Origin of the sequence: Tardiphaga sp. 37S4 (assembly GCF_021044645.1) — a bacterium.
In the GTDB taxonomy this organism is placed as follows: domain Bacteria; phylum Pseudomonadota; class Alphaproteobacteria; order Rhizobiales; family Xanthobacteraceae; genus Tardiphaga; species Tardiphaga robiniae.
Genome location: NZ_CP088008.1, coordinates 2,048,957 through 2,068,531 on the forward strand (window position 1 = coordinate 2,048,957; position 19,575 = coordinate 2,068,531).

Annotated in this window: 18 protein-coding genes; 9 read left to right on the plus strand and 9 right to left on the minus strand. The window is 62.3% G+C overall.

Annotated elements, in window-relative coordinates; translation table 11 throughout:
• The first annotated feature begins 39 nt into the window (after positions 1–39).
• The 9 genes from fabF to LPB73_RS10040 all read left to right on the plus strand — a co-directional run bounded on the left by fabF (position 40) and on the right by LPB73_RS10040 (position 8,911).
• Positions 40–1,305 (plus strand): beta-ketoacyl-ACP synthase II, encoded by a 1,266-nt coding sequence (gene fabF, locus LPB73_RS10000; protein ID WP_089263937.1) that lies wholly within the window; start codon positions 40–42, stop codon positions 1,303–1,305.
• Between the two features lie 114 nt (positions 1,306–1,419).
• Positions 1,420–2,700: an endolytic transglycosylase MltG gene (mltG, locus tag LPB73_RS10005; RefSeq protein WP_231080467.1), complete on the plus strand. Its 1,281-nt coding sequence runs from the start codon at positions 1,420–1,422 to the stop codon at positions 2,698–2,700.
• A gap of 119 nt (positions 2,701–2,819) precedes the next feature.
• Positions 2,820–3,707: a YicC/YloC family endoribonuclease gene (locus tag LPB73_RS10010; protein ID WP_231080468.1), complete on the plus strand. Its 888-nt coding sequence runs from the start codon at positions 2,820–2,822 to the stop codon at positions 3,705–3,707.
• 2 nt (positions 3,708–3,709) lie between these two features.
• Positions 3,710–4,384 (plus strand): guanylate kinase, encoded by a 675-nt coding sequence (gene gmk / locus LPB73_RS10015; RefSeq protein WP_093758293.1) that lies wholly within the window; start codon positions 3,710–3,712, stop codon positions 4,382–4,384.
• Positions 4,385–4,388: 4 nt separating this feature from the next.
• Entirely contained in the window at positions 4,389–5,012 is a 624-nt protein-coding gene (locus LPB73_RS10020) for a TIGR00725 family protein (protein WP_231080469.1), read from the plus strand.
• Positions 5,013–5,097: 85 nt separating this feature from the next.
• On the plus strand, positions 5,098–5,886 hold the full coding sequence (locus tag LPB73_RS10025; protein ID WP_116662420.1) for an ABC transporter permease: 789 nt from the start codon (positions 5,098–5,100) through the stop codon (positions 5,884–5,886).
• Positions 5,883–6,923, plus strand: coding sequence for an ABC transporter ATP-binding protein (locus tag LPB73_RS10030; RefSeq protein WP_231080470.1), 1,041 nt, complete (start codon positions 5,883–5,885; stop codon positions 6,921–6,923). Before LPB73_RS10025 ends, LPB73_RS10030 begins: the two co-directional genes overlap by 4 nt.
• Positions 6,924–6,934: 11 nt before the next feature.
• A complete protein-coding gene (locus LPB73_RS10035; protein WP_231080471.1) occupies positions 6,935–8,014 on the plus strand; it encodes an extracellular solute-binding protein in 1,080 nt (359 codons plus the stop codon).
• A 72-nt stretch (positions 8,015–8,086) separates the two neighbouring features.
• Positions 8,087–8,911, plus strand: coding sequence for an ABC transporter permease (locus LPB73_RS10040; RefSeq protein WP_231080472.1), 825 nt, complete (start codon positions 8,087–8,089; stop codon positions 8,909–8,911).
• Between the two features lie 13 nt (positions 8,912–8,924).
• On the opposite strand, the gene LPB73_RS10045 is transcribed toward LPB73_RS10040, so the two are convergent.
• The 9 genes from LPB73_RS10045 to LPB73_RS10085 all read right to left on the minus strand — a co-directional run bounded on the left by LPB73_RS10045 (position 8,925) and on the right by LPB73_RS10085 (position 19,527).
• Positions 8,925–9,407: a hypothetical protein gene (locus tag LPB73_RS10045; RefSeq protein WP_231080473.1), complete on the minus strand. Its 483-nt coding sequence runs from the start codon at positions 9,405–9,407 to the stop codon at positions 8,925–8,927.
• 6 nt (positions 9,408–9,413) lie between these two features.
• Positions 9,414–9,890: a hypothetical protein gene (locus LPB73_RS10050; RefSeq protein WP_231080474.1), complete on the minus strand. Its 477-nt coding sequence runs from the start codon at positions 9,888–9,890 to the stop codon at positions 9,414–9,416.
• Between the two features lie 48 nt (positions 9,891–9,938).
• Positions 9,939–11,318, minus strand: a complete 1,380-nt coding sequence (locus tag LPB73_RS10055; RefSeq protein WP_414716881.1) for a caspase family protein — start codon at positions 11,316–11,318, stop codon at positions 9,939–9,941.
• Between the two features lie 81 nt (positions 11,319–11,399).
• Entirely contained in the window at positions 11,400–12,458 is a 1,059-nt protein-coding gene (locus tag LPB73_RS10060; RefSeq protein WP_231080475.1) for an alcohol dehydrogenase, read from the minus strand.
• A 106-nt stretch (positions 12,459–12,564) separates the two neighbouring features.
• Positions 12,565–13,878, minus strand: a complete 1,314-nt coding sequence (locus tag LPB73_RS10065) for an HdeD family acid-resistance protein (protein WP_231080476.1) — start codon at positions 13,876–13,878, stop codon at positions 12,565–12,567.
• Positions 13,879–14,124: 246 nt separating this feature from the next.
• Positions 14,125–14,997, minus strand: a complete 873-nt coding sequence (rsmA, locus tag LPB73_RS10070) for a 16S rRNA (adenine(1518)-N(6)/adenine(1519)-N(6))-dimethyltransferase RsmA (RefSeq protein WP_231080477.1) — start codon at positions 14,995–14,997, stop codon at positions 14,125–14,127.
• Positions 14,994–15,998, minus strand: coding sequence for a 4-hydroxythreonine-4-phosphate dehydrogenase PdxA (pdxA, locus tag LPB73_RS10075; RefSeq protein WP_231080478.1), 1,005 nt, complete (start codon positions 15,996–15,998; stop codon positions 14,994–14,996). The genes rsmA and pdxA overlap by 4 nt, the downstream gene beginning before the upstream one ends.
• Positions 15,999–16,040: 42 nt before the next feature.
• Positions 16,041–16,970, minus strand: coding sequence for a SurA N-terminal domain-containing protein (locus LPB73_RS10080; RefSeq protein ID WP_414716906.1), 930 nt, complete (start codon positions 16,968–16,970; stop codon positions 16,041–16,043).
• Between the two features lie 94 nt (positions 16,971–17,064).
• On the minus strand, positions 17,065–19,527 hold the full coding sequence (locus LPB73_RS10085) for an LPS-assembly protein LptD (RefSeq protein WP_231080479.1): 2,463 nt from the start codon (positions 19,525–19,527) through the stop codon (positions 17,065–17,067).
• Between the last annotated feature and the right edge of the window lie 48 nt (positions 19,528–19,575).

Sequence of the window (19,575 nt, forward strand, 5' to 3'; positions counted from 1 at the left end):
AAAGGCATTGGCTCAAGGATGGGCCATGGAGGTACGACAATGAGGCGGGTGGTCGTCACAGGCCTTGGCATGGTGTCGCCACTTGGCTGCGGCGTCGAGCCGACCTGGAAGCGCATCCTCAACGGTGAGAGCGGCGCAAAGCGGATCGATACATTCGATGTATCCGATCTCACCAGCCAGATCGCCTGTGTGATTCCACGCGGCGACGGCACGGGCGGTACCTTCAATCCCGACCAGTGGATGGAGCCGAAAGACCAGCGCAAGGTCGACGACTTCATCATCTATGCGATGTGCGCTGCCAAGCAGGCGCTCGACGATGCCAACTGGCACCCCGACAATGAAGACGATCGCTGCGCCACCGGCGTGATGATTGGCTCCGGCATCGGCGGTCTGTCCGGCATTGCCGATACCGCATTGCTTCTGAAAGAGCGCGGCCCGCGCAAAGTGTCGCCGTTCTTCATTCCCGGCCGCCTAATCAATCTCGCTTCGGGATATGTCTCGATCGAGCACGGCCTTAAAGGCCCCAATCACTCCGTCGTCACCGCATGTTCGACCGGCGCACATGCGATCGGCGATGCCGGCCGTCTGATCGCGCTCGGCGACGCCGATGTCATGGTCGCCGGCGGTACAGAGTCGCCAATCAGCCGTTTGGCGATGGCCGGCTTCGCGGCAGCACGCGCGCTCTCGACCAATTTCAACGAAGCGCCGGAGAAAGCGTCGCGGCCCTACGACAAGGACCGCGATGGTTTCGTCATGGGCGAGGGTGCCGGCGTCGTGGTGCTCGAAGAGTACGAGCACGCCAAAGCGCGCGGCGCACGCATCTATGCCGAGATCATCGGCTACGGTATGTCGGGCGATGCCTATCACATCACCTCACCGACGCCCGATGGCGATGGTGCGTTCCGCAGCATGAACGCTGCGATGAAGCGCGCCGGCATTGCCGCGGCCGACATCGACTACATCAATGCGCACGGCACCTCGACGCCACTCGGCGACGAGATCGAACTCGGCGCGGTTCAGCGCCTGCTCGGCAATGCCGCGTCAAAAGTGTCGATGTCATCGACGAAGTCGTCGATCGGCCACCTGCTCGGTGCGGCTGGTGCGGTCGAGGCCATCTTCTGTGTGCTTGCGATTCGGGATAACATCGCGCCGCCGACGATCAATCTCGACAATCCGTCGGTGGAAACTGCGATCGATCTCGTCGCATTGACCCCGCGCAAGCGCGAGATCAACATTGCCTTGTCGAATTCATTCGGTTTCGGCGGTACTAATGCGTCCGTGATCCTACAGCGCGTGGCTGGTTAGAGAACCTCCACCGTTTCGCCGTATTCCGCGCTAATTCCTACACTGGGCGTATGTTATTGACGGGGATCGTGTTTGTCCCCGTCACGATTGAACCGACAGGATCAGGTACTATCGATGAGTGAGAGGCCGCCCATTTCGCCGAGGAGTCCGCGTGCCGCGCTGGAGCCGGAGCAGGTTCCGCCGCCGCCGAAGCGTTCCGATCATGTGCGTAATCCGCTCGTGGTTGCCGGTAATGCCATCATCACCATCATTATCGTCGCCATGCTCGGTGCAGGTGGCGCGTATGTCTATGGTCGTCAGGCGCTGGAAGCGCCGGGACCGCTGCAGGAAGAAAAGGTCGTCAATATCCCCGCGCGTGCGGGCAAAGGCGACATCGCCGAAGCGTTGCTGCGCGAAGGCGTGATCTCAGCCAATCGCTGGGTTTTCATCGGCGCCGTGTTTGCGTTGAAGGCCAGCTCGGAACTGAAGCCCGGCGAATATCTGTTCCAGAAGAACGCCAATCTGCGCGATGTCATCGGCACCATCGTCGAAGGCAAGGTCGTGCAACACTCCATCACGATTCCCGAGGGCCTGACCTCCGAGCAGATCGTCGCGCGTTTGACCGATAACGACATCTTCACCGGCTCGATCCGTGAAATGCCGCGTGAAGGCACGTTGTTGCCCGAGACCTACAAATTCCCCCGTGGCACGCCGCGCGACCAGGTGATCCAGCGCATGCAGCAATTGCAGAAGCGCGTGCTGGCCGAAGTCTGGGAACGCCGTAACGCCGACATTCCGGCGAAGACGCCTGAACAACTGGTGACGCTCGCCTCGATCGTCGAGAAGGAAACCGGCCGCGCCGATGAGCGCAGCCGAGTGGCCGCCGTGTTCGCCAATCGTCTGCGCCAGAAGATGAAGCTGCAGTCCGATCCGACGATCATCTATGGCATCGTCGGCGGCAAGGGCACATTGGGCCGTCCGATCAAGCGCAGCGAGATCCAGCAGCCGTCGCCCTACAATACCTATGTGGTGGAAGGCCTGCCGCCGGGCCCGATCGCCAATCCGGGCCGTGCGTCGCTCGAAGCGACCGCCAACCCGGCACGCACCCGCGACCTGTTCTTCGTTGCCGACGGCACCGGCGGTCACGCCTTTACCGAAACCTACGACGCGCACCAGAAGAACGTCAGCAAGCTGCGTGCGCTCGAGAAGGCCGTCCAGAACGACGCCGTCGAGCCGCCGGAAGAGGCTGCTGCACCCGCTGGAGCTTCTGCGGATCCTGCCGCCGCGACGGGTACAAGTCCGGTCAGGCCCGCCGGACCGGCCAAGCAGCGTGCCCGCACGACGCCTGCGCCAGCCGCGCCGGCCCGTCAGGGCGCCGCGCAATCGACGGGTACACCGCCGGTTGTCCAGCAATAGGCCGTACCACCAAGCCTGCGCTGGCTTCTGCTTCGAATTCCCCTTGGCCCGAAAAGGCCCTAACCTGAGCCGGTTCGCGCCTTGCGAATCTTACTCGTATTCTTTGGAGACGTTCCGCGATGGCGTTGTCGAGCATGACCGGCTTTGCGCGAAGCCACGGCACCAGCGGGCCTTACAGCTTCGAGTGGGAGCTGAAATCCGTCAACGCCAAGGGCTTCGACCTGCGCTTCCGGATGCCCCCGGGTTTCGACGAAGTCGAGGCGGTCGCCCGCAAGCGCGCCACTGAAGTGCTGTCGCGCGGCACGGTTTACGCGAACCTCACCGTTAAGCGCAGCAATGCGGCTTCGACCGTGCGGATCAACGAAGAGGTGCTGAATTCGGTGCTGCGTATTGCCGCCGAATTGGCCAGCAAGATCGATGCCGTCGCGCCGAGCGTCGATGGCCTGATGAATATCAAGGGCGTCATCGAAGTGGTCGAGCCCGAGGCTGACGAGGCCGAGGACAAGGCGGCGAAGGCTGCCGTGGCCGCAGCATTCGAAGAGGCCCTCACCGCGCTGGTCGCGATGCGCAAGCGTGAGGGCATGACGCTTGGTGACATCCTGTCCCAGCGTCTGAACGAGATCGAGGCATTGTCGAAGAAGGCCGAGGCGGCACCCGGCCGCAAGCCGGAAGCCATTCGTGCACGGCTTGCCGAACAGATCGCGACGTTGCTCGAGGCGTCGGATCGTTTCGATAGTGATCGGCTGAATCAGGAAGCGTTGATGATGGCGACCAAGGCCGACATCCGCGAAGAACTCGACCGCATCGCATCGCACATTTCGCAGTCGCGCGAAATGATCAAGAAGGGCGGTCCCGTGGGGCGGCGGCTGGATTTCCTGTCGCAGGAGTTCAACCGCGAGGTCAACACCTGCTGCTCGAAATCCAACGATCTGGAATTGACCAGCACCGGCCTCGAGATGAAGAACGTGGTCGAGCAATTCCGTGAACAGGTACAAAATCTGGAGTGACCATGTCCGGGGGCAGCCGAAATTCTCAAGAAGCTGGCTTTGACGGAGTCGAACGGCGTGGGCTGATGTTCGTGCTGTCATCGCCATCCGGTGCTGGCAAGACGACGCTGACGCGCCTGCTGATCGACCGGATGCCGGGGCTGCAACTGTCGGTCTCGGCCACGACGCGCCCGATGCGGCCTGGCGAGGTTGACGGCAAGGACTACATCTTCGTCGACAAGCCGCGCTTCGAGAAGATGGCCAAGGGCAATGAACTGCTCGAATGGGCCACGGTGTTCGATAACCGCTACGGCACGCCGCGTGCGCCGGTGGAAGCCGCGCTCTCAGCCGGTAATGACGTGCTGTTCGATATCGACTGGCAGGGTACGCAGCAACTGCGCGAGAAGGCGCGGGCCGACGTCGTCAGCGTCTTCATTCTGCCGCCCTCGGCCGCCGACCTCGAAAAGCGTCTTCATACCCGCGCGCAGGATTCCGACGAAGTGATCCGCGGACGCATGAGCCGTGCCAGCCACGAGATGAGCCACTGGGCCGAATACGACTACATTGTCATCAACCACAATGTGGAAGAGGCCTATAGCGAGGTGCAGTCGATCCTGAAGGCCGAGCGCCTGAAGCGCGAACGCCGCACCGGCCTGACATCTTTCGTGCGCGGATTGCAGCAAGAACTCGAAGGCTAATACCATGCAGGCATTGTTCTGGAATGAGCGCACGCAGCAGCTCAGCGATGGTGCACGGGTATTCGATCCGCTGGCGTTGAATTGGCACGACGATAGTGCCGCGCAGGGCGGCGAAGCGGTGACCGCTTCCGAAGCACTGCTGCGGCTTGCAGCAACGCGCAAGCTGCGCCGTGTGCCGATCGGCATCATCGGGCCGCGAGACGCGACACAGGCGCAACGCGATCTCGCTGAACAGATGGGCGCAGCATTGGCCCGCCATGGTCTGCAACTGCTGTGCGGCGGCAAGAACGGCGTGATGGAAGCGGCGTGCAAGGGCCATGCACAGGAGGGCGGCATGCCTGTTGGTCTGCTGCCCGATGAGGAATGGCACGCAGCCAATCCCTATGTTGCGATCCCCATCGCAACGGGCATCGGCCCCGCACGGAATGCCATTATCGCGCGCGCATGTCTCGTGCTGGTCGCGATTGGCGGAGGTGTCGGGACACTCTCGGAGATGGCGCTGGGACTACAGTTCAATCGTCTGGTGCTGGCGATGGCCGATGCGCCAGAGGTGAATACGGTCGAGCGCGTCGCTGATGTCGATGGCGTCATCGCTCGCATCGCAGCACGCCTTCTCGCAAATGCATAACTTTGCCGCTCTGTCATAAAACTGATATGCCGCCGTTATACTGAGGCGCAGACTTCAGCATCACATTTGACAGGGGACATGGCTCGTGCCGTTCGTCGCGATCGCCTATCTGATTTTTCTCGCGGCGCCAGTCCTGTTGTTGTTCGTCGGCTCTTTTGGAGAAGTCTGGAGCGGCACGCTGCTGCCGTCGGGTTTCACCTGGCGCTGGTATCAGGAAGTCGCCGGCGATCCCAGCTTTCGCCGCGCTTTCACCACCAGCCTGAAGATCGTCGCGACCACCTGCATCCTCAATATCCTGATTGGACTTCCGCTCGCTTACGCCATTCATGCCGGCGCGCGGGGTGGTGTGCGGCTTGCGGCGCGGATCGTCACGCTGATGCCGATTGCCGTGCCCGAACTGGTTCTCGCTTTCGGCTTCATCCTCGTCTTCTCGTCGGATGCATTGCCGTGGCTTGGCAGTTTTTGGCTACTGGCGGCGGGGCACCTCGTATTGACGCTGCCCTATACGGTGACGGCTCTTGTTGCCGATATGGATCAGCTCGGGCTCGCCGAATATGAGCACGCAGCCGCAACGCTCGGCGCATCGTTTCCGGCACGTATGTGGGACGTCACACTGCCGCAGCTGCATACGAGTCTGCTGTCCTGCATGCTGACAGTGGCAGCGCTGTCGATCGGCGAATTTCAATTGTCCAACCTGGTCTCGGGCTTTCTGTCGCGGACCTATCCTGTGGTGCTGTTGCAGGCGTTCTATGGCGCGACGGGCTTTGCCTGCGCGGCCACCGTCGTATTGCTTGGGCTTGCGATGATCGCATCGCTGACCAGCGGGCTGACGGCGCGGGTCACCGGCCGGCGTAAAGTGGGGGCAGGCGCGTGACGCTGCGATACGATCAAGTGAGCTACAGCTATCCCGGCACGAGCACTGGTGTGTTCGACATTGCCCTGGAGATCGGCCGCGGCGAATTGCTGGCGATCATCGGCGCGTCGGGGTCGGGCAAGTCGACGATTTTGAAATTGCTGGCGGGCTTCCTCAAGCCTGACTCCGGGCGCATCCTGATCGATGGCAAGGACGTCGGCGCGTCACTGCCCGAGGCGCGTCGTCTGGGTGTCGTGTTTCAGAACTATGCGTTGTTCCCGCATATGCGGCTTTGGGAAAACATCGCCTATCCGCTGAAGGTGCGCGGTATCGCCAAACAGGATCGGCGCGCGCGTGCCATCGAGATGCTCGGACGTGTCGGCATGGGCAAGCGCGCGGAAGACTATCCAGCAGAATTGTCCGGCGGCCAGCAGCAGCGCGTCGCGCTGGCCCGTGCGCTGGTGTTCGAGCCGCAAGGCCTGCTGCTCGACGAGCCGCTGTCGGCGCTCGATGCGGGATTGCGACTGGAAATGCGCGACGAAATTCTGCGCGTGCAGCGTCAGGCCGGCATTGCGACGCTGCTTGTGACGCATGATCAGGAAGAGGCGCTGTCGATTGCCGACAAGGTCGTGATGATGCGGGACGGCCGCATCGTGCAGATCGGCACGCCGCGCGAATTATACGAGACACCGGCCGATGCCAGTGTCGCGGCCTTTGTCGGTCAATCCAACCTGTGGTCCGGCAGCGTCTCGGGCGACGGCATGGTGACAACGCCGATTGGCGCGCTGGCCTGCGACACGCAGGGCAAGAGCGTTGGCGTGAAGGTCACTGTGTTCGTGCGTCCTGAACGGGTCGAGCCGATCACAGGACCCGTCGATACGAGCAATCCATGTTGCTTCGCCGGCTCCATGTCCGCCGACCGTTACCTCGGTCCCGTCAGGCGGATCGATATGGCCGTCGCCGGCGGGGCCATCCGTCTCGAAACCCATCTGCGCGGGCCGATCACCGGCGTGACCATTCCGCACGATGCCATCCGCCTTCTTCCCCCGACCTCATAAAGGAGATCGACATGAACCGACGCAAATTTCTGAGCGGCGTTGCCGCAGCTTCCCTCGCCATCAGCATCAGCCCGGCCGCATGGGCCTTCGAAGGCGCCGAACTCTATGCCGGCGAGAAGACGCTGTACGAAGCCGCGCGCAAGGAGGGCCTCGTCGTGTCGTTCGATACCGGGCCGACCTGGGCCAACTGGGCCAACCAGTTCAAGGCCTTCCAGAAACGCTATCCCGGCGTCGAGATGGTCTATAATGACCTCGGTTCGGCCGCGACCGTCGTTGCCCTCGACAAGGCGCGCAATCGTCCGCAGGCCGATACGGCCTATTACTTTGCAGCGTCCGCTCTGGACGCAGCAAAGGCCGGCGTCGTCGATGGCTTCAAGCCGGTGAATTTCGACAAGCTCGCCGATCCGCTGCGCGAGGCCGAAGGCCGCTGGTTCACCATCCACACGCTGAGCGTGGCGTTTCTCGTCAACACCAAGCTGGTCAAGACCGTGCCGCAGAGCTGGGCTGATCTTCTGAAGGCGGAATACAAGAACGCCATTGTGTATCAGGACCCGCGCTCGACGGGGCAGGGCCAGGTGGTGGCCTTCGCCGCGGCTTTCGGCAATGGCGGCAGCATGGACAATGTCGCGCCGGGTATCGACTATCTGGGCAAGCTGACCAAGGCCGGCAATGTGTTGCGCACCGTCGGCACCACGCCTTACGCGCAGTTCCTGAAGGGCGAGATCCCGATCTGGATCGGCTACGAGAACGATGGTTTGAAGGCCAAGTTCACCGATGGTCTCGGCGACGGCGTGTCTGTCGTCATTCCGAAGGAGGCTTCAGCCGCCGCGCCTTACGCGATCTCGCTGGTGAAGAACGGCCCAAACCCGAATGCCGGCAAGCTCTGGCTGAACTTCATCATGAGCGATGAAGGCCAGAAGATCTTCGCCGAGGGTTATGTGCGTCCGGCGGTGCCCGGTGTCAGCCTGCCGCCGAGCGTTGCCGACAAGATGCCGGCCGCGCCGCAGGTGCAGGCGATGGATATCGCCAAGGCCACCGCGAAGAAGGCCGAGATCGACGCCGGCTGGGCCAAAGCCGTCCTCGGCCAGTAAGCCGAACTCACCAAAGCGATCTCCGCGATAGCGCGGGGATCGCGTTTTCGTCATTACGGAATAAAGATCACGATGAGCGCGCGCGTTCCGACATCCATGCTCGCTGCCTTTGCCGTTCCCGGCAGCGTGGTGCTGGGACTGTTCTTTCTCATCCCGGTTTGTGCGGTGCTTGTCGGCGCCTTTGCGGATGGCGGGAGCGCCTTCGGCCGTCTGGCAAACGATCCGGTGTTCTGGAACGGTCTGCGCGGCACGATGGTGCTGGGCACGGTCGCGCCGTTGTTCTCGCTCGTCGTCGGCTTCTGCGTGGCGCTTGCATTGGCGCGCTTCGCGCCGGGTTTGAGGACCGCGGCGCTGATCGCGATCTCGCTGCCGCTGACATTTTCGGGGCTGATCGTCGCTTACGGTTTCATTCTTCTGCTCGGCCGCGCTGGCTTCGTGACGCTGTTGCTCGCCAAACTGGGCTTCGATCCCGCTGTCATCGGTGGCTTCATCTTTTCACCGGTGGGGCTCGGGCTGGCCTATTCCTATTATCTCGTGCCACGCGTCGTGTTGATCGTGCTGCCGGCGATCAGCAATTTCGATCGCAACCAGATGCTGGCCTCGCGCTCGCTCGGTGCAGGGAGCTTCCGCACGCTGACTGAAGTGATGCTGCCGCAGATATTGCCGAGCCTGATCGCCGCCTATTGCCTGACGGCCGCAGTTGCCGTCGGCGCCTATGGTACGGCGCTGGCGCTCGCCGGCACGCAGGTGAATATCCTGCCGCTGGTGCTCTACAGCAAAATCTCGGAGACGGGGACCGATCTGCCGGCCGCATCCGCAGCATCCATCGTGCTGGTGGCGATCTGCGCCGTCGTGGTGTCCATCGGCGAAGCGATGCGTCCGCAGCGCAAGTCGTAGACGCTGCCGCCGATCATTGCTTGCTGGCCGTCCAGCGACCGGTGCAGCCATTCGACATTTGCATCGAGCCGCCACCACTGCGGCCGGACAGGCGGCCGGTCATGATCGCGCTCACACTGCCGCTGCTGCCGACCCCTTGCAATACGCCGCTTGGACTGATGTTACCGCCCCCGCCGACGCTCCCACCGGAGATCGTCAATGTGCTGCTGGCGGTGCGGCCCGTGCACACCGTCGCCTGACCGGTGAAAGCGATCAGCCACGTGCCGTCGAATCTGGCGGCGCTACCGCCCTCACTAGCGCCGCGGCGGGCTGGAGCTGCACGCTGCTCGGATCGCGGCGGGCGTGCTGGCTTGGCGGCACGCGGCTCGGAAGACGAGCCGGACAGCGTCTTGTTGTCATTGCCGAGGCTGCCGCCGGTCGCGCCCTGACTCCATGCGTCGCTGCCGCCGAGTGCGATGATGAGCAGACAGGGGAGGATGATCTGCTGGATTGTCATGGGCGCTTACTGCTTGCTTGCGACCCAGCGGCCCGAGCATCCATCGGATCGCTGGAAAACTCCCGAGCCGGTACGGCCGGAGAGGCGACCCTGGCTGGTGACGCGGATACCGCTGTAGTTTCCGCTTCCGCGCACTGTCCCGTTGGCGCTGACCGGGGCGCTGCCGTCTTTGCCGATCATCCTTCCGTTGGCCACGACGAAGTTTTCCGTGAATGTGTCGGAACAGCCGGAGGTGCCTACGCTCGATATGGACCAGGCGCCGTCGAAATTTCCGCCGCCTCCCGCGCCCTCGCCATGGTTGCGCGACGTGGTTTGACGGCGCGGCGCGCGGCGTTCGGAGCTTTCGCGTTGGGCAGGCGCCGCCGATCGGGATTCGGGGGAGGAGCCCGACAGCGTCTTGCTGTCGTTGCCAAGGCTGCCGCCGGTTGCGCCTTGCGCGAAAGCCGCGCTCCCCGAGAGAAACAATACGGCCGTGCAAGTCATCAATCCGGATCGAAAAGACATCGCAATCAGCTTTCAAAATAGAGGTGTTTACAATTTCGCGTCAGGCCCCATCGTGGCGTTGGCGCAGATGGCGCCGACAATCGGACATGATTTTCCTGTTTTGGTGCATTGATCGATGGCCGCATCGCGCGCCTGTGCAAGCGTGGGCCGCGCGACAAGCGACCAGTTGCCGCCGAGAGCTGCGAATGCACCGCAATTGGCTCCGTAAAACGACAGTTCGAGCGGGCAGGGAGCCGTGCCGCATTGGGCGCGTGCCTTGGTCACGGCTGACTTGCGGGACGGTTGATCCCACGACATGCCCCATTTCTTGTTCTTGATGTCGTAGACGATCGAGCCCCATTGTTTCTGGTCGCTCGCGCTGCGCAAACGCTGCAGCAGGCCCTCGGTCGCCTCTCCCGTTGGTGGCATGCCGCCCTTGATCTGGAAATCGCGGATCGCAACCGCGATGCCATTCTTGCTGTTCAGCGGTTCGGGATCGAAATTCAGCTCATAAAGCCGGTCGCTGATTTCCGTAAGCTTGATTGGATCGGTGATCGGCAATTTGTCGAAGTCGATCCGCGGTGCATCGGGCAGGCGTGCTTCCTGCACGGGCTTCTGCGGCACGACGAGCGGCACGGTGGCGGTTGGTGCCACGAAGTAGAACGTGCCGTCGATCGGCGACGACGATACCCATGGCTGTTGCGAGCCGCCGGTGGCGCGCTTCACCGCAAGGCCGACCTGATTGAAGGTCTGGAAAATATCAAGCCCAGCCTGACGCACGGTACTCGCCAATGCCTTGGTATAGGGGCTGTTACCATCGCTGCCGTCCTGCGCCACGCTGCCGGGCTGGGTCGCATAGGAGATCAGGGTGCCTTCCGGTGCGCGCATCTGGGCGAGGCCGCCATCGGAAGCCCGCAAGCCGCGCGCGCCGAACGGATTGTTCCGGCAGGCATCGAGAATGACCATGTTGAGGCGCGTGCCGGAGCCCTGCATCTGGCGCAGCACCAGATTAATATCGACCATCTGGAAATCGACATCCGCCTCGCGGGTCGGATTGGCGTTCACCGGCACGAGGTAATTGGAGCCGCTGACCTGCACGCCGTGGCCCGCGTAATAGAACAGGGCGACGTCAGCGCCCTGAACCTGCCGCCCGAAATTCTGCACGGCGAGATCAAGTGCGCTTTTGTCCAGGTCCAATTGCGCAGTGCCGCCGATCAGCGTGAAGCCGAGACCGCTCAGCGTCTCCGCCATCAGCTTCGCGTCGTTCTTCGGGTTATCGAGGCGGGTGATGTTCTGGTAGCCGGAGTTGCCGACCACAAGCGCAATGCGCTTCTCGGCCAATGCAGCGCTGATCGAGAGCAGCAAAGTCAGGGCCATCAGCGCGGCAATTCGCGCAAGCGACCTGACCGGTTGGACGAAATGGTCCATGAATCCCATCCTGCAATGGGACATATCCTAGTCCGGATCGCATGAAGCGCAATCCGGGCCAGAGCCTGAGTGCAGTCTAATTCAGTTGGTCAGCATGATCCGGCCGACGACCTTGCCGGCGCGCAATTCATCGATCCATTTCTGCGCATCGCCCATCGGCTCCGCCTTCATCGGCGTCGGCTTGAGCTTGCCGGCGCGGGCCAGAGCCATCAGCTCTTTGGCTTCCTCAAGCGTGCCGACCATGAAGCCCTCGATGGTCATGCGCTTATAGATCCATTGCACCGTGGGCAGGCTGAACTCGCCGCCCATCAGGCCGGACACCACGATCTTGCCACCCCGCGCCACCGTGGCCACCGCAAAGTTCATGGACTTGTCATTACCAGCAAAGTCGACCACGCCATCGAAGCCGCCATCGTTCTCCTTGACCATGCGCCTGGCGACATCGGGCTCGGAAGGGTCATAGGCGAAGGCTGCACCGTTCTTCAGCGCGGCTTCACGTGCCGCCGGATTGAGATCGGCCACCGAGATCGGTTGCTTGAACATCGCCTGCGCCAGCGCGAGGCCCGCCATGCCGACGCCGCCGAGACCCACCAGCAGCAGGTTGCGTTGCCGCGGACGATCGACGAGACGTTTGAGTGCGCCGTAAGCGGTGATGCCCGAGCACATCAGCGTCGCGGCCATGTTGATCGGCAGCGGATCATAATCGAGCAGATACTTCTCGTCCGGCACGAGGACATGCGTCGCGAAACCGCCGTCGAGTGACACGCCGAGGAATCGGTTCTTGGCACAGAGGTTCTCGTCGCCAGCAAGACAGTCGCGGCATTTGCCGCAGCCGATCCACGGGAAGACGGCCTTCTTCTTGCCGATCAGCGATTGATCGCCATCGGAACCGACCTCATCGACGATGCCAGCGATCTCGTGGCCGAGCGTAAAGGGAAGCGTCATGCCGCGGGTGGTGTCGAGCTTCTTGCCGCCGCCGAGATCCGCATAGCCGTCCTGGATGTGCAGGTCGGAATGACAGAGTCCGCAGCACTCGATGCGGACCAGCACTTCCTTGCCCTGCGGCTTCGGTGTGTCGACGATGGTTTCGCAGAGCGGAGCGTCGAATTTCACCAGAGACTGGCGTTTCATAAGAGCCATTTTTGTTTTCCCTAGACTTCGTTGCATCCTAGCAATCACAGGATGGGGGCGAGTTCAAGGGTGCGAAAGAGCGCCAGGTTCGCACCTGCGCCACACGTGCAGAAGGTCATGCCGTGCGCGTGCGGGCCCGTGCTGCTCGGCGGATACTGAGCCGTCTGAGGCGCGACCAGTCCGGGGAGATCTGTTCCGGCGTGGGTTCGACCAACACCTGGAGCAGCCGCGCATAGTCGAGGACCAATCCGGGTGTCCAGGCCATTGCTTCGGCGCGCTGCCGCAAGACGCCCGCGACCCATAATTCGGGCGTGACCGCCGCCCGGAAAAATGCGCGCCACGGTCGCTCGGTGCGTCCGAGTACGCCTTCGAGTGCTGCATCGAGCGCGTGTGCCACGGCAGTCGAGCAGTTGCGGCTGGTGAGGTTGTAGGTCGTATCAACGCGGTAAGTCCGCCAGAAGTGGCGGACGCGAACGCGATCGATGCGCGTGAAACGGACATGTTCAGTGGCCTCGCACCATCCCTCTGCTTCCTCGGCATAGCTCGGCTGAAAACGACCCGGAAGATCGTTCTCGACGCCAGCGCGCAGCACGCGGCCGAACTCATCCGGCGCGCGATCGATTTCGACGGCGGGGTAGTGGCTGACATAGACATTGGGCGCGAGTTCAAGTGCTGCATGTCCGGTGGAGACGATGCCGTCGGCATCGACAGCTGCAATGTAGCGGTCCACCAACGGTCGGCGCCGCGCGCTGCGGCCGGGTCCTGTGGGTGTCCAGACATGCACGATGAGATCGTCCTTGCCGGCATCATCCGGCGTGGCGGGCACCCACAATGCGGTCGGAAACGCGCCGCCCACCAGCATCGAGATCGGTGCATCCGGTGGCAATCGCCGCAAGCGATTAGCCAGCAACATCGTGCTCAGTCCCGATACGATCAGCAACGCGCCGATGTTGAAGCCGATCGTGCCCTCGTACCAGGTCGGCCATGGTTCCAGCGTGGTGGCGGCCAGCATCAGTTCGATCACGCCAGCACCGATTGCCATCCGCCAGTTCTCGAAGCGCACCACCCAGGCACTGACGATGCGCGCGCTGCCGTCGAGCAGCAGCACGCCGCCCAGCAGCATCGCGATCAACAGATTGGAATGACGCGGCTGCGCGATGATGATGACGGCCGGTACGATCAGGATAACGGCCTTGGCGAATTGATAGGGCCGGCGCGTGACGGCAAGCAGGGCAGCCAGCAGGCTGACAATGCCTTCTAGCAGCAGCAGGTAGCCGAAATAGTGCGGTCGCACGATCGTGCTGCCATCGAACGCGTCGATCACGATAGCGAGCCCCAAGGCGGCCCACAGCACGCCGATCGCAAGCAGCAACCGCCAACGCCGTTGCACCACTTCCGCGCCCAGCAGGAGGAGCAGCAGTCGTATCATCGGTTACCCATGATCTCGGTTTTCCAGGGCCAGAATAGCCAGCGGATGATTAATGTTTTTATGCGAGGAGCCCGGCTCTGGTCGGCATCTATCCTACGATGGGACTGATGTGGGGCGCAGGCGCGCTGATCGGCCCGGTCTTCGCCGGCGTTGCGATGCAGGGACTGACGCACGGACTACCAATGTTCGTGGCGTTCGTTTGCGCCTGCTTCAGGTGCGCGGCAATCTGCAGTCCTGCGCGCGACATCAGGGCGCCGGCGTGATGCTCTTTGTCTTTCTGATCTCTGATAATTCGCGTGCCATTGCGACAAAACCTGACACCGGAACCGTCTCGGCACGCCGGGTAACATCGACATCGGCAGCTGCGGCGAGCCGCTCCGGATCGACGCCGAGGGACTTCAGGCTCTGCCGCAGCATCTTGCGGCGTTGGTTGAAGGCTGCGGCCGCCACCTGTTCCAGCAGGCGTCGTTCGCAGGCCTCGGGCTCCCCACGGGGAACGAGGCGCACGACCGATGATGTCACCTTCGGTGGCGGCGTGAAGGCGGCCGGCGAGATGTCGAACAGGATCTTGGTTTCGGCGCGCCAGTTGGAGAGCACACCGAGCCGGCCGTAGGCTTCATCATCTTCGATAGCGACGATGCGTTCGGCGACCTCACGCTGGAACATCAGCACCATCATGTCGTACCAGGGCGGCCACGGCTCGGTGCACAGCCAGTCGATCAGGAGCTGCGTACCGATATTATAGGGCAGGTTGGCGACGATCTTGGCGCGCTCGCCTGATAGCATCGGGCGCGGATCGAAGGTCTGGGCGTCGCCGATGACGATCTCGAGCCGACCAGGATAGTGCGCGGCGATTTCCTTGAGCGGGCCGAGCGCGCGCTCGTCACGCTCGACGGCGATGACGCGCCTGGCGCCCGTCGCTAGTAATGCACGGGTGAGGCCGCCGGGGCCGGGGCCGACTTCGATGACCGTGCAATCTTCCAGCGGGCCGGCGGCGCGGGCGATGCGTGCGGTGAGATTGAGATCGAGCAGAAAATTCTGGCCGAGCGATTTGCGCGCCTGCAGATCGAAACGTTTGATGACGTCACGCAGTGGCGGCAGATCGTCGATCCCGCTCATGCGGATTGCGTCGCGGCCATGCGAGCTGCGAGTTTGAGCGCGGCGATCAGGCTCGACGGATTGGCGCGTCCGGTGCCGGCAATATCGAAGGCCGTGCCGTGGTCCGGCGAGGTCCGGATGAAGGGAAGGCCGAGCGTGACGTTGACGCCATCATCGAAAGCGATGGTCTTGATCGGGATCAGGGCTTGGTCGTGATACATGCAGATCGCGCAGTCATAGGTCGCGCGGGCTGCCGGATGGAACATGGTGTCGGAGGGCAAAGGCCCGCGTGCGTCGATGCCTTCGTTCTGCAATACGGTGACCGCGTGCATGATGAACGCCTGCTCCTCATCTCCCATCGAACCGTCTTCTCCGGCATGCGGATTGAGGCCAGCAATGGCCAGTCGTGGCCGCTTGATGCCGAAACGGGTCTTCATGTCGTTGACCACGATGCGTGCGGTGGCAGTGATCAGCGGGCCGCTCAGTTGGGCAATAGCATCGCGCAGCGAGACATGGATCGTGACCGGCACCACGGCCAGTTCGGGCGACCACAACAGCATCACCGGCAGCGGGACCTTTCCGTCGCGGGCGGCAAGCTCGGCGAGAAATTCGGTGTGACCTGGATGGGTGAAACCGGCGCGATAGAGCACACTCTTGGCGATCGGATTGGTCACGACGGCGCCGGCATGGCCGGCTTCCACGTCCGCGACCGCCTGACGGATCGAGGCAATGGCTGCGGGTGCGCTGGACGCGTCAGGACGACGGGGAGGCGCGGTGACCGTCTGCCCGATCGACACCACCGGTAACGCGTCAGCAAACGTCTCAGCGGCACCGGCGGGCGTTACATCGGCCAGCCTGACGTCGAGGCCGAGCGTCTTGGCACGTTCCGCCATGAAGTCTCGGTCACCAAGCAGATAGAACGGGGGCAGGTCGAGTTCGTGCCGACGCAGCCAGGCAGCGATGGCAATGTCCGGGCCGATGCCGGCCGGTTCGCCCAATGTCAGCGCAAGAGGTTTGGTCATGGTGCCGCCCTAAGCCAGTCGCGGCCTAAGCCGGATCGGAAACTACCGATATTCGATCATCGCCGCTTTGCGCACTTCCTGCAGGTAGGATTTCGACTTCGCTTCGAATTTGTCGGCAAACATCTTGTCGCGGACTTCCCGCTTCTTCGGTGTATCGACCTTGGTTGGCTTGCGCGCGCACAAGGCGACCATTTCGACACCCTGGCGGGTCACTTCCGGAGGCGTGAGACGTCCGATCGGGGTCTTGTCGAGCAGTTCTCGCAGCGACGGCGGCAGATCGGCAGAGGTCTTGACGACCGTATCGCGGATGGTCGCATTCTGCATCGACTTGAAGGTACGGTTAGCGTCTTCGCAGCTCTGGATACGCTCGCGTAGCCCTTCGGCTTCCTTGTGCCGCGCTTCCATCATGCCGGACGCCGCTCCGCGGGGCACGACCAGCACAACCGGTCGCATCTGATATTCGAACGCTTCGGTCATCGCGTCGCCGCCGGCGCTCTGGACGGCTGCATCGACTTCCTTTTCGCCGACCTGCAGGCTCTGCTTGAAGCGCCCGCGGACGATCGCGTTCCAGACCATGTCGGCCTTCAATCGGCTTTTCAGCGTGTCCGGGCGGATGCCTTTGGACGCCAGTGACTGCACCAGCTGATCCGGCGTGAGGCGCATGCGCGAGCTCATGTTCTGAAATGCGCCGTCGACTTCCGAAGCACCGGGATCGACGCTGTATTTCTTGCCTTCCTTGATCTTCACCTTTTCGCTGATCAACTCCTCGATCACGTCCTGGCGGCTGTTCGTCTTCGCGCCGGACAGTGCATTCAACTTGGTGCGTTGCTCGATATCGAAATTGGTGATGGGCTCGCCATTGACCATAACGGCGACGGATTGGGCCCGAGCCGGCGATCCCGCGCAAATGAAAAGGGTAACTGCCGTCGCCAAAGTGGCTTGCAGAACGCGTCCGGAAATCATCGTACCCATCATTGTCTAAACCGCGGTGTCAAAGCTCTCTTGAAAGCAGAATTCGCATACATCGCGACGGAAAACGGAGATTTCACGGCACAAACGACCGATACTAGTAAGTGCCGCCGGTTCCGCTCGCAGACGTGGTATTACCAATTGTCCGCAGGCCAATCTGGAACATGAATGAATGGCTCAGAACGGGCGGCGTGCTCAGGTTAGTCACGTAGTTGTAGGACGTGACATAATTGACGCCGAGCACGAAACAATCGTCCACATAGCCTGCGCCGACCGTGTACTGGTTGATCTTGTTGGCCTCGAGATCCCAGCGCGCGCCACCGGTGACTACCCAGTTCGATGCCAGTTTGATCGAGCCGGTGCCAAGGAGGCCTTCGCGGCGGGTGAGGTAGCCCAACTCCGCCTGCGGTGCGTAGTTGCCATACATTAGGCTGACCGACCAGCGGTCGAAGCTTGCGCGACCCTCCGCCTCAAAGCGCGACACGTTACCGGTCGCCTCGTCGATCCGCGCACGCGTGCTGACCGTGTAGGTCCGGTTCGGCGAATAAGCGAGGCTGGCGACATAGTCTGACCGTGAGGTAGCCAGTCCGGAGTCGACACCGGTGTTGGTCGTATCTGCGACCGCGAACGAATTCAGGCCGAACAGCTGATAGGATTGGCCAAACAGGACTTTGACGGAGCCGCCACGATCGAACTGCGTGGTGGCCTGCACGCCTACGTTGGCGCGGCCGCCGCCTTCGACACGGTCGTAACCGGAGAACTTGTTGACGCTGAACAAATTGCTCGCGTCGAAGCTCATGCTCTGCGCGTCTTCGTTCGGCAACTTACCGGCGTAGGTTTCGTTCGGACGAATGATCACCTGAGCGATGGGTTCGAGGGTCGTGGTGCCCCACGGCTGAACGTTGATGAACGGATAGCGATATTCGAGGCCCACGGTCGGCATCACCCGCAGTGCGGTCGTGTCGCCGGTCGGCAGGAAGTTGGACACGCCGGGCTGGTTTGAGATCGAGGCATCGATCGCATCGACGCGCAGGATCGCGAACGGCGTGAAGATCTGGCCGAACGAGTCCGTATAGGAACGGCGCCACTGTGCTTCACCAGTCACGCGGGTATAGGTGCCAGGAATGCCATTCATCAGGCAATTTTGAGGTGTCCGCAGAGCCACGTCTGCGGACTGCAAAAGACATGGATTCAAACCGGCGCTGACGCTGGTGGATGGGTTTACTACGCTATTGATCGGCGTGAATGAGGCTTGATCACGGCTCAGGCTGGTCATGTTGAACTTGTAACTGAACTCGCCGCCCAGAATGTTCTGGTTGAGCACGTTGTTGTAATCGATCACCGGGTGAATCACCGGGACCTGGCTCTGATTACCGGAGAAGCTCAGATAGTAGATCGTGCGTGCATCGAAGAAACTGCGCTTGCCAACGCCTGTCAGATAGAGTTGCGAAACGGCTTCCGTCTGCAGGTTCAGGAACGAGGCGTACGGATCCTTGTACATGGACAAGCGATAGTCCTGCAGGAAGTTGTAATCGCTGAGTGCGACCGCGTCCCAGCCCCAGACCCATTTGTCGTTCAGCGCGAACTGGCCTTTGGACTCGACTCCGCCGCGCCAGTCTTTGTCGCCGACCGTGTTGGCGAAGGCGCTGCGATCCTGCTGATTGATGCCATAGGCACGGATCTGGTAGGCGCCATCCATCAGGCGCTGCCGGAACTCTCCCTGCATCAACAGGCCCTGCTTGCTGGTGTAGCGTGGCGAGATGGTTGCGTCGTAATCAGGCGCGATCGCCCAATAGAACGGCGTTTCAACGCCGAAGCCTGTATTGGTGTTCTGCGTGAAGCCCGGCATCAGGAAGCCGGTCTTGCGCTTCACCGTCGGATCGGGTGTCGAAAAATACGGGATATAGGCGAGGGGAACGCCGAAAAACTCGATCCGGGCGTCCTCAAAATACATCATCTTTTCGGTCTGGTCGTGGATGACGCGGGCACCCTTGACCTGCCACAGCGGCGGCTTCTTCGGATCTTCCTTACAGGCGGCGCAGGCCGTGTAGACACCGTTCTGGAACACGGTGTAGTTGCCGGCGGTGCGCTCGGCGCGCGTCGCGGCCATGCGGGTCGCATCCGCGGTATCGACACGCAGCGAATCCACGAAACCGTCGCGGTAGTCGTCGCTGAGATCGAGCAGGTTAGCATAGGTGATCTTGCCGTCGGCGTCCGTCATGCGGACATTGCCTTCGGCGTGCAGGCGCTTGGTCTTCTGGTCGTAGATGACCTTGTCGGCTTCGACGGACGTACCGTTGTAATACATCTGCACGCTGCCGACTGCGGCGACGCGCGAGTTGTTATAGTCGTAATTGACCTCGGTCGCCTGGACCAGCATCTGCCCGGTCTGGGCGGCAGGCGGCGGCTTCGGCCGGGTGGCGGGGCGATTGTAAGTGAAACTCTGGGCAGCCGCCGGGGTCGTCGCCGCGACGCCAAATGCAGTCGCCAGACCCAAAACGGTTGCGAGCACCGGGGCCAGTACGCCAGACGTGCAAAACCGGTCGCTGCGCGTGATCATGCGCAGCTTCCAATCAAATGCCTGCTCACGGAGGGCGGCAAACACAGC

What these genes read in the sequence shown, in the direction of transcription:
- fabF (WP_089263937.1), top strand. Translation starts at nt 40, where the DNA reads ATGAGGCGGGTGGTCGTCACAGGCCTTGGCATGGTGTCGCCACTTGGC.
- mltG (WP_231080467.1), top strand. Translation starts at nt 1,420, where the DNA reads ATGAGTGAGAGGCCGCCCATTTCGCCGAGGAGTCCGCGTGCCGCGCTG.
- LPB73_RS10010 (WP_231080468.1), top strand. Translation starts at nt 2,820, where the DNA reads ATGGCGTTGTCGAGCATGACCGGCTTTGCGCGAAGCCACGGCACCAGC.
- gmk (WP_093758293.1), top strand. Translation starts at nt 3,710, where the DNA reads ATGTCCGGGGGCAGCCGAAATTCTCAAGAAGCTGGCTTTGACGGAGTC.
- LPB73_RS10020 (WP_231080469.1), top strand. Translation starts at nt 4,389, where the DNA reads ATGCAGGCATTGTTCTGGAATGAGCGCACGCAGCAGCTCAGCGATGGT.
- LPB73_RS10035 (WP_231080471.1), top strand. Translation starts at nt 6,935, where the DNA reads ATGAACCGACGCAAATTTCTGAGCGGCGTTGCCGCAGCTTCCCTCGCC.
- LPB73_RS10040 (WP_231080472.1), top strand. Translation starts at nt 8,087, where the DNA reads ATGAGCGCGCGCGTTCCGACATCCATGCTCGCTGCCTTTGCCGTTCCC.
- LPB73_RS10045 (WP_231080473.1), bottom strand. Translation starts at nt 9,407, where the DNA reads ATGACAATCCAGCAGATCATCCTCCCCTGTCTGCTCATCATCGCACTC.
- LPB73_RS10050 (WP_231080474.1), bottom strand. Translation starts at nt 9,890, where the DNA reads ATGACTTGCACGGCCGTATTGTTTCTCTCGGGGAGCGCGGCTTTCGCG.
- LPB73_RS10055 (WP_414716881.1), bottom strand. Translation starts at nt 11,318, where the DNA reads ATGGACCATTTCGTCCAACCGGTCAGGTCGCTTGCGCGAATTGCCGCG.
- LPB73_RS10060 (WP_231080475.1), bottom strand. Translation starts at nt 12,458, where the DNA reads ATGGCTCTTATGAAACGCCAGTCTCTGGTGAAATTCGACGCTCCGCTC.
- LPB73_RS10065 (WP_231080476.1), bottom strand. Translation starts at nt 13,878, where the DNA reads ATGATACGACTGCTGCTCCTCCTGCTGGGCGCGGAAGTGGTGCAACGG.
- rsmA (WP_231080477.1), bottom strand. Translation starts at nt 14,997, where the DNA reads ATGAGCGGGATCGACGATCTGCCGCCACTGCGTGACGTCATCAAACGT.
- pdxA (WP_231080478.1), bottom strand. Translation starts at nt 15,998, where the DNA reads ATGACCAAACCTCTTGCGCTGACATTGGGCGAACCGGCCGGCATCGGC.
- LPB73_RS10080 (WP_414716906.1), bottom strand. Translation starts at nt 16,970, where the DNA reads ATGGGTACGATGATTTCCGGACGCGTTCTGCAAGCCACTTTGGCGACG.
- LPB73_RS10085 (WP_231080479.1), bottom strand. Translation starts at nt 19,527, where the DNA reads ATGATCACGCGCAGCGACCGGTTTTGCACGTCTGGCGTACTGGCCCCG.